This is a genomic window from Paenibacillus ginsengihumi DSM 21568 (assembly GCF_000380965.1).
Classification (GTDB): Bacteria; Bacillota; Bacilli; order Paenibacillales; family NBRC-103111; genus Paenibacillus_G; species Paenibacillus_G ginsengihumi.
Map to the genome: position 1 here is coordinate 1 of NZ_KB905577.1, position 13,411 is coordinate 13,411.

Below are 13,411 nucleotides of genomic sequence, written 5' to 3' on the forward strand. Positions count from 1 at the left end.
TTCATCGAGAGCATGTTTGGCTCCCAGTACTCTCCGACTACGATCAGCAACATTACCCGTACCGTACTGGAGGACATTGAGGATTGGCAAAACAGACCGCTCGAAACCCGCTATTCCGTGATTTACTTAGATGGTCTCTATTTCAAATTAAAACGCCAAACGGTCGACAGTGAAGTGATTTACCTGGCCATGGGTATCAATGAACAAGGTTACCGACAAATCGAGTTAGGGATCAAGCGGATACGATTTGCACCCTCGCTTTTTCCCCTTTACGCTAGAAAAGCTCCCCCGATATCCCACCCGAGAGAGCCGATGCCTGCGATATTAGAAGGTTACGGGAACCTCCACCAAATCTTGAATGCTGCCGTTGCGGAAGCTGCGCGTATAGACGATCAGGATGCCGTGCGGCGCAGCCGGAGGATTGTCGAATTGAAGCTCGATGTCGAACAGTCCGTACTCCGGTGCGGCTTGAGCGGCGGCGACAGCCCGCTCTCGCGCAATGACCCGTCCCAACGCGTCGAATATTTGGTAATTGATCGTCGCTTCGAACGTACGGGCTCTGCCCTTCACGTGCTCGCCCGGGGCAATTCTCGATCCGGGCAGCGGTTGGGACACGAGGATATTCGTCGAGGACGGAAGCGGAATGACCAGACGGAAACCGGGATACATCACATCGGGCGACAAGCCCGGGCGGTTCCAGTTGGCTCGAATCAGCTCGCTCATCGGCATTCCGAACCGGCGGGAGATCCGCTGCAGCGAGTCGCCCGGTTCGACCTCGTACACGAAGGCGGCAACGTACAAAATTTGAGCGACCCAAATCATGTTCGGATGCTTGATTTCGTTCAATGCGGCCAACAAGTCGACGCTGACGGAGAAGCGTTCGGCGATCCGATACAGCGTATCCCCCGGCTGAACCTGATACAGCACGGTGCTTTCCTCCGCCATGCCGGGCGACCTTGCCAGCAGCATTTGACCGGGGAAGATTAGGCCCGGCTCCGCCACCGGCGGATATAACGCATTGATCTGCACCAGCGACGGCACGTTCGTTTCCAATTGTTCGGCAATCGTATACAGGGTCTCGCCCGGGCGAACGGTATACAGCAGATGGGTGCCAGATGGAATCGGCATAAGTATGCAGCTCCTCTTCATGTAGGTATATACCCATCTTATGCTGCAACCGTACGCTAAGGTGACATCGTTAGCGCAGCAGGATCCCCCGACCCGATTCAACGGAGGGCTACGAAAGCATGACGGCCAAATCCTCCTGAGCGCTGCCGATTAACTTCAAACCAAAGTTATTGACCAGCACATCCATCACTCCGGGAGTGATAAATTCCGGCGGCTTGGGGCCGATGCGAATATCTTGGATGCCTAAGCTGAACAGCCCGAGCAGAATAGCGACGGCCTTCTGCTCAAACCAGGAGAGCACAATGCTGAGCGGCAAATCATGGATGCTGCAGTCCATGGCATCGGCCAGCGCCATGGCGATTTTGACCGTCGAACCGGAATTATTGCATTGCCCCAGATCAATATAGCGCGGAATTTCCGTTCCTGCTACAGTACCGTAGTCTACATCGTTAAACCGGAACTTCCCGCAGGATGTTGTCAAAATCACCGTATCGTTCGGCAGAGAAGTAGCCAGCTCGCGGTAATACTCTCCCCCGCTTCCCGGCGCATCGCAGCCGGCGATGACGAAGAAACGCCTTATTTTGCCCGCTTTGACCGCATCGATGATTTCCGGGGCCAGCCCGATCACGGTTTCATGATGATAGCCTGTCGTGAGCACCTGTTCCGATTCCATGTTGGCGGGAGGAAGCGACAGCGCTTTTTCGATCAGCGGCGTAAAATCGTCGCCAATGATCTTGGTAACTCCTTCGAGACCGGCGATGTCGTATGAGAAAAAGCGATCCGCATAGGTGCCTTTGATCGGCATGACACAGTTGGTCGTCGCCAGAATCGCTCCCGGGAAACGTTCGAACAGGCGGCGCTGGTCGAACCACGATTTGCCTATGTTCCCTTTCAGATGCGCATACTGCTTCAGCTTCGGATAACCGTGCGCCGGCAGCATCTCGGAATGGGTGTATATATTGATTCCCTTTCCTTCGGACTGCTTCAATAGTTCCTCGAGCGCGTACAGATTGTGGCCGGTAACGACAATCGCGTGCCCTTCTATTTTATTTTGCGATACTTGCACAGGCTGAGGAATCCCGAAGTGCGTCGTATGCGCTTTGTCCAGAACATCCATGATGCGCACGGCCGCATTGCCGACCTTCATCGCCATATCGATGTGCTCCTGCATATTAAAGTTGGAGTTCGTGAGCGTCATATATAACGCTTCATGGGTAATCCGATCTACCTCGGGGTCGCTGTAGCCAAGCTGCTTGGCATGCGTGGCATAAGCGGCGATTCCCTTTAACGCGAAAATGATCGTATCCTGCAGGCTGGCGATCTGCTCATCTTTTCCGCACACGCCGATGACTTTACAGCCGCCTTTGGCGGTTTGTTCGCATTGGTAACAGAACATACGGTGAATCCCCTCCGCTCTCATTTTTTATTGCTTCGGATTCAGCTTAACCGTTTCGGTTCCGAACCGTTGTGAGCCAGCTCACAAAATGCGTGAACGATTCCGGAACTCTTTCGGAGACATCCCGTAATGAGCCCGGAACACGCGATTAAAGGTGCGTTGGCTGTCAAACCCGGCATCGCCGCTGATCGCCGTTAACGAGGCATCGGATGCGCGAATCAGCTTGGCCGCATATTCGGCGCGGAGCAACCCCAGGTACTGTCTGAAGTTCATTTTGATGCGGTCTGAAAAAATATGAGAAATGTAGTATTTGCTGACGCAAAATTCGGCGGCAATCGATTCGAGCGTCATCGGCTCCGTAAAATGGTTGTTTACATACTCCATTATTTTATAGGGCATGTCCTGGACCGGCACTCGTTTGCGCCGCTTTAGCGCCATATGGCGCAGAAGATGAGACAGGATGATATAGATCCAGCCGAGCTGCACGGGATAGGCGTCATCCAAGCGAATATGTCGCAGCGCATAGACGGCTTCTTCATGGATGGCTTCTCTTGGGATGATGGGAGTCGCCGGATAGCAGCTGTTGAAGTCCAGCAAGAACGCTCCAAACAACCGCGACGGGTCGCATATCATGAGGACTGCATCGACCGGCTGATCCTCTTGTCGCTCATAGCGATGCACAATATCCGGGAAGATGAAGGCCGCTTCGCCTTCATGAATCGCATAGGGCACCCCATCAATCTCCACATATTGGACCCCGGAAAAAACATACATGATTTCGATGCTGCTGTGCATATGAGCGGGAAACGACAGTTGTCTTGTACGGCGGTATAACCTCAAATCTTTCGTTTGGATCTCGTAAAACGGCAACATCCTTCCCTCCCTAGTCATTTTCGGCAGCCGAGCGTACGGCCGATGATGAAGGGCATGATCGTCCTAAACGATTCAGCAATTTTTGGCGGATATTCAATGCGTTTTGTCCCAAAAAGCGCCGTTGCCTGTGATACAATACACGTAACAACCCCCCTTATATCTCCACTTTCTCTTTTATATAGAATATTTGGAGATTTACACCTGCGCCATTTCAACGCCGCAGTCACGACCGATAACGAAGGATTCGCTCGTCGAAGGCACGGGGGAAACAGGTTCACAGAAAAAAGGAGGTGATCGTCGCGGTCGCGCCTTAATATGGTAGCGCTCACATTTTTACCCGTTCATGCACACGTTGAATCAACCGCGATCATACAGATGGAATGGTGGCCAAAGTCCAATGAGGAGGGATTGTGATGCTTGCCATGAACAAATCGAATCTGAAGAAAGCGTGCGCTGTTACAGCAAGCTTGGCTTTGCTGGCAACCGCTGCATTTTCTTCCATGCCTGGCGATCATGCTTCGGCTGCGACGAATGTGGTGGCATTTCCCGGCGCGGAAGGCGGAGGCAAGTTCGCCACGGGCGGACGAGGCGGCGAAGTGGTTTATGTGACCAATCTGAATGACAGCGGACCCGGCTCCTTTCGAGATGCGGTAAGCCGCCCCAATCGCATCGTGCTGTTCAAAGTCGGAGGAACGATTGAACTGCAGAGCGATGTCGTAGTCAGCTCCAATATTACGGTAGCGGGACAGACGGCGCCCGGCGGCGCGGGAATTACCTTGAAAAACTACAAAATCGGACTGGGCGGAAGCAATGTCATTCTTCGCTTTATCAGTTCGAGGCCCGGCGAACGCGGGACGAACGCCGATTACGACGCCTTCGGCGGCGCCAACGGCAGCAATTCCATCATTGACCATGTGTCCATCGGTTGGGCCAACGACGAGCAATGGGGGCTGTATTCCAAGAACGATAATTACACCGTGCAGTACTCCGTCATCGGTCCGTCCAATTCATTCTCCTACCATTCCAAAGGCATACACGGATTCGGCATCATGCTCGGCCGGGCGAACGCTTCCTGGCACCATAATCTCATCGTTCACAACGTATCCAGGAATTTCAGAGGCAAAGTCGTGGGCACGAATACGATCGATTTTACCAATAATGTGATTTACAATTGGGCTTCCCAAACCGCCTATGGCACGATCGGCCATGTCAATTATGTCAATAATACGTTGAAAATGGGCGTCTCCACCGTAAGCGGCAAAAATTACGTAAGCGTCGGCGACAGCGGCACAGATCCGCACAATTATTCCATATACTTGACTGGTAACCGTTTTCTTAATCAGGATAACACCAATTACAGCACCTTCACAACTGACAACTGGTCAGGCATTACCTATAAAGCGTCGAGCGGAAAGACGGAAGCGAATACCCGTTCCGATACGCCCTTTGCCATGATGGTGAACGGCGTCAACGTCTCCACCGTTGCCAATGCGGAAAGCGCCGAGGATGCCTATAACCATGTGCTTGATTATGCCGGCGCGGGGATCAGCCCGTCCCAAAGGCCCGCCATCGATCAGCAGGTCGCGCATGAAACGAGGACCGGCACAGGAACGCTGGTAGGCGCAAGACCCTATTCGGAAGCGACAGCCGAGCAAAAAGCGACCATCGATGCATACCAGATGGCCACCGGCGTACTATTTCAATACCCGAGCCCTGTGCTCACCGGCGCGCCGACCGATTCGGATGGCGACGGGATGCCTGATGATTGGGAGATTGCGCGGGGGCTGAATCCTTACAGCAGCACCGCAGCCGACGGCACCCCGGAATCGAGCGGAGATTACTGCGGACTCGGTTATACGAACATTGAGTATTACATCAATGATTTGACCGTTAACGCCTTCCCGCCGAACGTCGTGCAGCTTTCCCCGACTCTCGCATCGACTGGGCTGGCGAAGAAGTAAAGCGAAGCTATAGCCGGGGTTTTCGGTTGGAAGAGGAGTGCTGCAAGGGGCAATCGGCTTGCAAGGGCTATCAGCCTGTAAGGGCTATCGGCCTGTAAGGGCTATCGGCCTGTAAGGGCTATCGGCCTGCAAGGGGCGAATACTGTCAGTGCAGGGCGCTCGCCATTCCCGCAATCTGCGCCTCCATGTCGGCATGCGGATCTCCGGCCCCTGGTCAAGCCGGGCCTTCAGGACTTACGGATCGGCTCCAGACGCTAGCCCAGGGGTCGGGGGCCTGGACGCCCCCCAGGACACGGGGGATCAGACGCTAGCCCAGGGGCCGGGGGGCCAACTGCTTGCCCAGGGGTCGGGGGCCTGGACGCCCCCCAGGACACGGGGGATCAGACGCTATCCTAGGGGCCGGGGGGCCAGATGCTTGCCCAAGGGGTCGGGGGCCTGGACGCTCCCCAGGACCCGGGCCTGCCGATCCGGCTTCGGCCGGCCACAGGGCAGCTGCATCATCCGCTTACAATTTATTTATCACCATCTTCGCCTGTTCGATCATATGCCCGATATTCCCTTCACCGGCGTACAGAGACATGTCGAAGAAATTCCGGTTCAAGTCGGACCAGTACAATTCATTCTCCTCCCCGGAGAGGGCGACGTCCCGCTTCAAACGCCCAACATATACTTCAACATAGCAATTTTGGTAATAATAAGTAAAATCCATTAAATGATGCAGCACGACATCCGCCCTGGAAATGCCGGTTTCCTCCCAAAGCTCCCGGTAAGCCGCCTCTGCCCCCGCTTCGCCCTCCTCGATTTTGCCGCCGACAAGATTGCTCAATCCTTTATAAGGATCCTTGGATCGCTTGCACATCAGCAACCGGTCCATCGCTTTATTGTAGATCATAATGACGTTATAACCTTGCACGCCCCGGCCTCCTTGTTTTCCGCGCTTTGTCTTCTAACATTTGCCACTTGTTTTACCAGTTTACAGCACATATGTTCGTATGTAAAGGCAATTTTGCTCCCCATCCGGAACGCCGTTATTCGGTAAAACAACCATTTTCAAAATGTGAACAGTCCCGGTAGGCCGCATCGGCTGTGTCGGCCGGCGAAGCCCCGTACCCCGCTAACGCTTGCTGCATAGCTGAATCTCCGCAAAATCATCGATTTCGATCGATTACGGATTTTAACGCTTGCCAACCGCCTTGTTTCGCCTTACACCATTCTATATCGGGATTGTTGACCAAATAGAGCTTCTCCGTTTCGGCACATTTTAGCAGCGTTTGATTCATACAAATGGCGTTTGTGACCAGCGTTAGAATTACGGCGGCGCCCCAGGCCGGCTATCTCCACCGATAGTCAGCAAATGTTGTATTTTGTACAACAAAAACGAAGGGATCAGCCTCACTTGCCGCTCAATGTTGCACTTTGTGCAACATTTTGGGCGATGTTCCCGGGTTTAGTGCCAATCCACTCCAAATTGTTGCATAAAATGCAACATTACCCTCCTTCTGGTGCGAAGGGGGCCGAAAATGTTGCATTTTTTGCAGGATTCGTCGCCTCATGTGCCCGGGGAGAGCCCGCGCTAACGCAGAGTTTCGAGGCTTACGTGGAGTCCGAACGCTAACACGGAGTTCGCACGCTAACATGGAGTCCGAACACGAACATGGAGTTCGCGCCTTAAAAGTGCACCAGGCAAAACCGCTGCTCAAGCGCGGCCCTGCTCATCCGGAGAATGTGCTTCGATAGAAGCTTCTCTTCTTGCCCGCTGGCCTAGGGCGCTGGTTTGCTCGGGCTAACGCTAGCCACAGAGCTTATTTCACTCGAAACAGCGAATTTGAAATTGTAACGCAAGTGAGCAGCCTTATTGGGCATTTAGGGCTAGCAGATTCAGCGTTTCAGACCAAATAGCGTTACTACGTTTCGTTACATTTTAAAAAGTGCTCGATTCAGCAAAATAGCGTTTGTCACTTGCGTTAGAAAGCGCTCGACACGCTTGATGAGGTACAGTCAACGAAGCTCGCACGGGAGAAGCCGGCCGCAGCCGCGATCGCAGCTGCGGTGGCAACGTTATGCGGTAACGTCTCCTTGCGGGGCGCTCCCCGGCGCCGCCTGGCCCCTTCGCGGGCCGCTCCCCGGCGCCTACTGGCCGCTTTGCGGGGCGCTCCCCGGCGCCGCCTGGCCCCTTCGCGGGCCGCTCCCCGGCGCCGCCTGGCCGCTTTGCGGGGCGCTCCCCGGCGGCCTACTGGCCGCTTTGCGGGGCGCTCCCCGGCGCCGCCTGGCCGCTCTGCGGGCCGCTCCCCGGCGGCCTACTGGCCGCTTTGCGGGGCGCCGCCCGGCATCATCCCATCGCCCTGCGGGCTGCCGGACATCGGCCGGTCGCCCCGGCCCGGGCGCATGCCGCCGCCCATGCCCCGGCCGCCGGAGCCCGCGGCGGTGACGCCCGACTCGTTCAGCCAAGTCACGGCGCTGGCGATTTCGAAATCGACGATCTTCGTATCGCCCGTATAGAGGGTATAGGCTGCGCCCTGCTTCAGATCCGGCGAGCTGATAACGATCGTCTGATACGCTTTGGGCGGCGTTACGGTCGCGACCGCCCTGCCCTCGCTGTCCTTCAGAACGACCGTCGTTCCGGCGGCCTGAACCTCGGGGTAGGTCATCAGGAGCGAGTATTGGCGCGAGGCATCCGAAGGCGCCGCCGCCATTCCCGCGCTGCCCGCGGCTGCCAGGAAGCCGCCCGTGATGTTGAACGTGCCGTCATAATCGAGCGCGCCGTTGCCGTTCATGGTCGGGCCATAGACCAGGACATGGCCGCCGCTCATCTCGATCGCGCCGTTGGAGTCGAGGCCGTCCCCTGCCGCATTTACCGTCATATTCCCGCCTTTGATCGCCAGCAGATAGCTGCCGGATGCGGCGAATCGATCGCCGGGACCTCCTTGTGCGGCCGAACCGTCGTTGCCGCCCGCCACATTGATGCCGTCGTCGTCCGCGACGATATTCAACTCGCCGTCTGCAATCGTCACGACAGAGCCTTCTATCCCTTCATAACTTTTCAAAATGTCGATTTTGCCGCCTTCGACGATCACCGACATGTCGGCATGGATGCCGTCGTCGCCGCTGGACAGCTTCAGCTCGCCCGCTTGAACGAGCACCGATCCGTTGGAATGAAGCGCATCGTCTGCGGCGTCGATCGCCAACGTTCCGCCGTAAACCGCAAGGACAGCCGCCGCTTTCAGCCCCTTTCGGCTCGGCGTGTCGCCAGTCGTCTCGGCGCCCTGCTCCGCTGCAGCAGCCTCCGCAGCGGCCCCCGCCTGCTCCGGAGCGGCGCCGGGACGCATTCCCCACATCGGCCGCTGCTCGGCATGAGCTTCGCCGTTCGCGCTGCCGCCGCCGGATACGATGTCGAACGAACCGCCGTCGATCCGTACGGATACGGCGGACTGCACGCCGTCGCTGCCGGCCTTGATGGCGAAGCTGCCGCCCGCGATGACGACATTTCCTTTGCCGGCTTCTTCCTCGTTCGTCGTCTTGATGCCGTCGCCGCCCGCCTCAATGGTCAGCGTCCCGCCTTTGACCGCGACCAGGTCGCGTCCTAACAGACCGTCGTCCGCGGCATGCACCTCGATCGTTCCTTCGACGATTTTCAGATCGTCCTTGCTCGCCAGCCCGTCGTTGTAGTTGCCGTTCACGATCAAGGTTCCTTGGCCGTTGACGGCCAGATCAGCTTTGCTGTAAAAGGCCGCGTTCGGCGCGTCTTCCGACGTATCCGCATAAGCTTCGCCATCCGTTATGACGTTCCGCGTGCCTTCCGCCAGCGTCACGATGACCTTGTCCGCCTCCTTGACGTCCACCGCCGGCCCGCTGGCGTTCGTGATTTCCGCGCCATTTAGCACGAGGCGCACCTTGTCTTCCTTCGCGACGTCTACGACGACTTGACCGTCCAGCTTCCCGCTGAGCACATAAGTGCCGGCCTTCGTAATCGTCACGGTGCCGCTGGCGGCGGTAACCCCCTCCCCTTCGACAGCTGCGGATGCCCCGTCCAGCGCGATCGTCGCCGCAGTCTCCGCTTGCCAGTCCGCCGCGAGCTCCTCCTCGTCAAAGGCCGCCTGCTCGGGAATCTCGAGGCTTGCGGCATCGGCAGCTATTGTATCGGCGGCCCCGGTCGTGTCGTTCGCTGCGGAATGTGCAGTCGTGCCGGCGTCAGTGCAGCCCATCATCAAGGCGATGCTTAACAGAACGGCGGACAGCTGCGCAGCATATCGCTTTTTCATCGTAATCATCTTCCTTTCGTTACCCGTTTTTAATCATCGGCTTTTAATCGTCGGCAGCCGTTGGCGTCATCGTCAGCGTAATGTCCAGATTGCCGTTCCGGCAGCGGATGGCGTCCAGCAGCGCCTTCTGATTCGTCCCATTGTCCATCGTGACGGCGTAGACCAGCTCGTAGAGACTGCCGAGCTCGGTCGTGCGCACTTTCTTCAGCTCGTAGGCGATGCCGAAGCTGCGAAACACTTCGGCGAACGCTTCCTCATAGCTGAGATCTTCGGGAATCGTCACCTTAAGCAGACGCTGCGCCGTCTTTTGCTGCCCGAACTTCAAGCGGTTCAAGACGAACATCAGCAGGCACAGCAATACGGTGAACAGGATGGCATACCCGAACGAGCCGACGCCGACCGCAAGGCCCGCGGCCATCGTAAACAGCACGTAGGCGATGTCCTTCGGGTCTCCCGGCGCGCTGCGGAAGCGGATGATCGAGAAAGCGCCCGCCAGGCTGAACGCTCTGGCGATATTGCTGCCGATCAGCAAAATGATGACCGCGACGATGGCCGGCAGCAGCATCATCGTCAGCGTAAAATTCGGCGAGTACCCGGCGCGGCTGCTTGTCCGCATGTATGTAAAGCTGATCATGCCTCCAAGCAGCACCGACACCAGGACAGTAATCAGCGCATGCGACAAAGTAAGCGCGGGTTCCGTAGCGGTCGATGAACGGAATATCGTGTCGATGAATTCAAGCATAAAGCATAGCCTCCTTGGCCGGTTTGCCGGCTTTGACGTAATTTTTGTACTCGTTGCCGTATTTGGAGAAGCTCGTCCGGAACAGCCGGTGCTCCGAGAGCAGCCGGGACAGCCACAGCGGTATCGTCTTCTCCGCCTTGACCTCCATCAACCAGCGGCCGCGCTCCAGAAGCGGCTCGCCGTAATCTCCGCACTCAAGCCTCAGATCATACCGCCGGGACCGGATATTCGTGTCGAATGTGATGCGCAGATCGCGGCTTTCCTTGCTGAACAGCGCGCGCCGCTCGTAGGCCAGGTACACCTTCGGCTGAAGCGCGTACCGCTGCCGGAAATAATGAATCTCGCGAAGCACCTGCCGGTTCATATATTCCTGAAGCGGAGGAAGCTCGCCCGTCCGGACGAATTCGTACGCTTCATCGAGGCGCAGCGCCGTTCGGCGCTTGTTCACCAGGCCGTACACCTTTTTCTTCAGCTCCAGATAACCCTTCGCTCCGGGCTTCGGCACGCCGTACGCTCTCAGCCGCAGTTTCTCCTTGTACTTCGGCTTGGCGATGCTTTTGCGGATCAGCGCATCGTCATGCGTATCGAAATAAAGGTTGCAGATCGAATAGAACGGATGCGCCTTGTTGTAATCGTCAAGCTCCATATAATCGAGCAGCCGTTCATAGAAACGAATGCAAGCCGCATCGTCCAGCAAATATTTGTTCTCGTATCGGTTGAATACTTCGATTGCCATACGCTTCACCTTCCCCATCCGTTGTGCTTGACGTTCCCTTGCTGAGCCCTATATTACGGCCGCAACCTTTAATGAATCTTAAATGCTTTACATTCGCTTCACATTTCGGGATGAGCGGCGAATGAGGCCGGTCTTTAAGGTTCGTTAAAGGGTTTGCTGCTATAATGATCCGTACATACGCATGCGAGGTTTCAGCAAAACCGATACGAAAGAAGGCACTGTCAATGCGCATATTGATTGTGGAAGATGAAGCTCGTCTGGCCGATGCGCTGGCTCAAATTTTAAAGAAGCATCATTATTCCGTAGACGTCGCCTATGACGGCATAGCAGGGCTGGATAACGCCTTAAGCGGCATCTACGACCTGCTGCTGCTCGACATCATGCTGCCCGGGATGGACGGCATGAGCCTGCTCCGCTCGATTCGCGCGGAAGGCATGTCGACGCCCGTCATCATGCTGACCGCCAAGGGCGACAATGCCGCTACGGTCGCGGGGCTCGACCAGGGCGCCGACGATTATATCGCCAAGCCGTTCTCGACGGACGTGCTCTTGGCACGCATTCGCGCCGCGCTGCGCCGCAAGGGCGAGACGCTGCAGGACGACGCCTTGACGTTCGGCGATCTCGAACTGAACCCATCGACCTTGAAGCTGTCGTCCGGCGGGAAAGAAATCAAGCTGATTTTGAAGGAATGCGAATTGATGGAACTGCTCATGACGCGCAAGCAGGCGGTGACATCCAAAGACCAGATCATCGAGAAGCTGTGGGGATTTGATTCCGAAGCGGAAAACAACAACGTGGAAGTGTATATATCCTTTCTGCGAAAAAAACTCGCCTTCCTGCAATCCGGCGTTCGCATCAGCACGATTCGCGGCGTCGGGTACGTGCTGGAGGTGACGGGCTGATGTTCAAGCAGCTGCGCAACCGGTTCCTGCTGCTTAACCTTGTGATCATCTCCTTCATGATGCTCGTCGCCTTCGCCGCGATCTATACGATCACCTACCGGGACGTTCGCGCCGACATCGGGGCGGAATTGCACAAGACAGCGGATTTTTACAACAGGGGAGCGACTGGTCCGCGGGAACGGGGACCGGGCAAGCCGCTGCCCCCGGATGACGGCGCCGCACCGCGCGACGATCCGAACGGACAGCCGCCGCGCGCCCGGCTGCTGACGTTCGCGATCGAGACGAATGAAGCATGGGAACGGCAAGCGGTCGCCTCGATCTTCTCGATGGACGAGACCCTTTACGACGAAGCGCTGCAGGCGGCGCGCGCGGAAGGGGCGGCGAACGGCCAAATCCGGCTGGACGGCTATGATTGGGCTTACGAGATTCACGCCATTCCGGCCGGATACCGGATCGTCTTTCTCGACGTGACCGCCCGGCAAGAGATTTTGACCAATCTCGTCTATACGTTTCTGGCCGTCGGCTCGCTGATGCTCGTCGCCATCTTTTTCATCAGCCGATTTTTCGCCAATCGCTCCATCGCGCCGGTCAAGGAAGCGTTCGAGAAGCAGCAGCAGTTCATCGCCGACGCCTCGCACGAGCTGAAGACGCCGCTGGCCGTCATTCATACGAACGCGGATGTGCTGCTGGAGAACGAAGACGATACGATCCGCAACCAGGCGAAGTGGGTGCGGGTGATTCAAGCGGAGACGGAGCGGATGTCCAGGCTGACGGAGGACCTGCTTTATTTGACGCGGATGGAGGATGCCCGGGAAGAGGTGATGTACGCGCCGTTCTCGGTGAGCGACGCGACGGAAAGCGTCATTTTGACCATGGAAGCGGTCGTCTTCGAGCGCAGGCTGGCGCTGGAGTACGATATCGAGCCAGGCCTTGCGGCGCTTGGCAGCAGCGAGCAATTCAAGCAGGTCGTCATGATTTTGCTGGATAACGCGATCAAATATTCGAGCCCGCAGGGAACGATCCGCATCAAGCTCAAACGCCACCATCACGAGATCGTGCTGACGGTCGCCAACATTGGCGAAGGGATTGCGCCGGAGCATCTCGAGCGTATCTTCGACCGGTTTTACCGGACGGATCGATCGCGGTCAAGGGCGCTTGGCGGGTACGGCCTCGGCCTCGCTATCGCCAAGGCGATCGTGGAGCAGCATAAAGGGAAAATCTACGCGAAGAGCATCGTCAAGGATACGACCACCTTCACCGTCCGCCTGCCGCAAGCCGGGTGAGAAATCCTCGAGCTCCACGGCCCGAAAGATCGATAAACTCTTCTATCAAAAGCAAAAGCCGATCTCCCCGGGGGAAGATCGGCTTTTGTCTCATCGGTTGAGCCGACGGAGGTATGGGTTGGAATGTGCGA

Annotated in this window: 10 protein-coding genes and 1 pseudogene; 4 read left to right on the plus strand and 7 right to left on the minus strand. The window is 56.9% G+C overall.

Translation table 11 applies throughout. The features are described 5' to 3' along the window. Positions 1 to 222 (plus strand): annotated as a pseudogene (locus F591_RS30480) (transposase); the annotation flags it as partial. A 102-nt stretch (positions 223 to 324) separates the two neighbouring features. Here F591_RS30480 and F591_RS0115330 read toward each other — a convergent pair. The 3 genes from F591_RS0115330 to F591_RS0115340 form a co-directional block, all read right to left on the minus strand. Further along, positions 325 to 1,128 (minus strand): LysM peptidoglycan-binding domain-containing protein, encoded by an 804-nt coding sequence (locus tag F591_RS0115330; RefSeq protein ID WP_019535501.1) that lies wholly within the window; start codon positions 1,126 to 1,128, stop codon positions 325 to 327. A gap of 109 nt (positions 1,129 to 1,237) precedes the next feature. Then, positions 1,238 to 2,524 (minus strand): hydroxylamine reductase, encoded by a 1,287-nt coding sequence (hcp, locus tag F591_RS0115335; protein WP_019535502.1) that lies wholly within the window; start codon positions 2,522 to 2,524, stop codon positions 1,238 to 1,240. Between the two features lie 81 nt (positions 2,525 to 2,605). Then, a complete protein-coding gene (locus F591_RS0115340; RefSeq protein ID WP_019535503.1) occupies positions 2,606 to 3,397 on the minus strand; it encodes a helix-turn-helix transcriptional regulator in 792 nt (263 codons plus the stop codon). A 413-nt stretch (positions 3,398 to 3,810) separates the two neighbouring features. Between F591_RS0115340 and F591_RS0115345 the strand changes: the two genes are divergently transcribed. Continuing rightward, positions 3,811 to 5,358, plus strand: coding sequence for a pectate lyase family protein (locus F591_RS0115345; RefSeq protein ID WP_019535504.1), 1,548 nt, complete (start codon positions 3,811 to 3,813; stop codon positions 5,356 to 5,358). Positions 5,359 to 5,863: 505 nt separating this feature from the next. Here F591_RS0115345 and F591_RS0115350 read toward each other — a convergent pair. The 4 genes from F591_RS0115350 to F591_RS0115365 all read right to left on the minus strand — a co-directional run bounded on the left by F591_RS0115350 (position 5,864) and on the right by F591_RS0115365 (position 11,095). Continuing rightward, positions 5,864 to 6,271, minus strand: a complete 408-nt coding sequence (locus F591_RS0115350; protein ID WP_019535505.1) for an NUDIX hydrolase — start codon at positions 6,269 to 6,271, stop codon at positions 5,864 to 5,866. A 1,384-nt stretch (positions 6,272 to 7,655) separates the two neighbouring features. Further along, positions 7,656 to 9,617: a carbohydrate-binding domain-containing protein gene (locus tag F591_RS0115355; RefSeq protein WP_019535506.1), complete on the minus strand. Its 1,962-nt coding sequence runs from the start codon at positions 9,615 to 9,617 to the stop codon at positions 7,656 to 7,658. Between the two features lie 43 nt (positions 9,618 to 9,660). Beyond that, positions 9,661 to 10,359: a DUF4956 domain-containing protein gene (locus tag F591_RS0115360; protein WP_019535507.1), complete on the minus strand. Its 699-nt coding sequence runs from the start codon at positions 10,357 to 10,359 to the stop codon at positions 9,661 to 9,663. Continuing rightward, complete coding sequence (locus F591_RS0115365) at positions 10,352 to 11,095, minus strand: polyphosphate polymerase domain-containing protein (RefSeq protein ID WP_019535508.1); 744 nt, start codon at positions 11,093 to 11,095, stop codon at positions 10,352 to 10,354. Before F591_RS0115365 ends, F591_RS0115360 begins: the two co-directional genes overlap by 8 nt. Before the next feature lie 224 nt (positions 11,096 to 11,319). On the opposite strand from F591_RS0115365, the gene F591_RS0115370 reads away from it, so the two are divergent. Together F591_RS0115370 and F591_RS0115375 are read left to right on the plus strand one after the other, a co-directional pair. Next, positions 11,320 to 11,997: a response regulator transcription factor gene (locus F591_RS0115370; protein WP_019535509.1), complete on the plus strand. Its 678-nt coding sequence runs from the start codon at positions 11,320 to 11,322 to the stop codon at positions 11,995 to 11,997. After that, positions 11,997 to 13,280, plus strand: coding sequence for a sensor histidine kinase (locus tag F591_RS0115375; protein WP_019535510.1), 1,284 nt, complete (start codon positions 11,997 to 11,999; stop codon positions 13,278 to 13,280). The genes F591_RS0115370 and F591_RS0115375 overlap by 1 nt, the downstream gene beginning before the upstream one ends. Positions 13,281 to 13,411 lie beyond the last annotated feature (131 nt).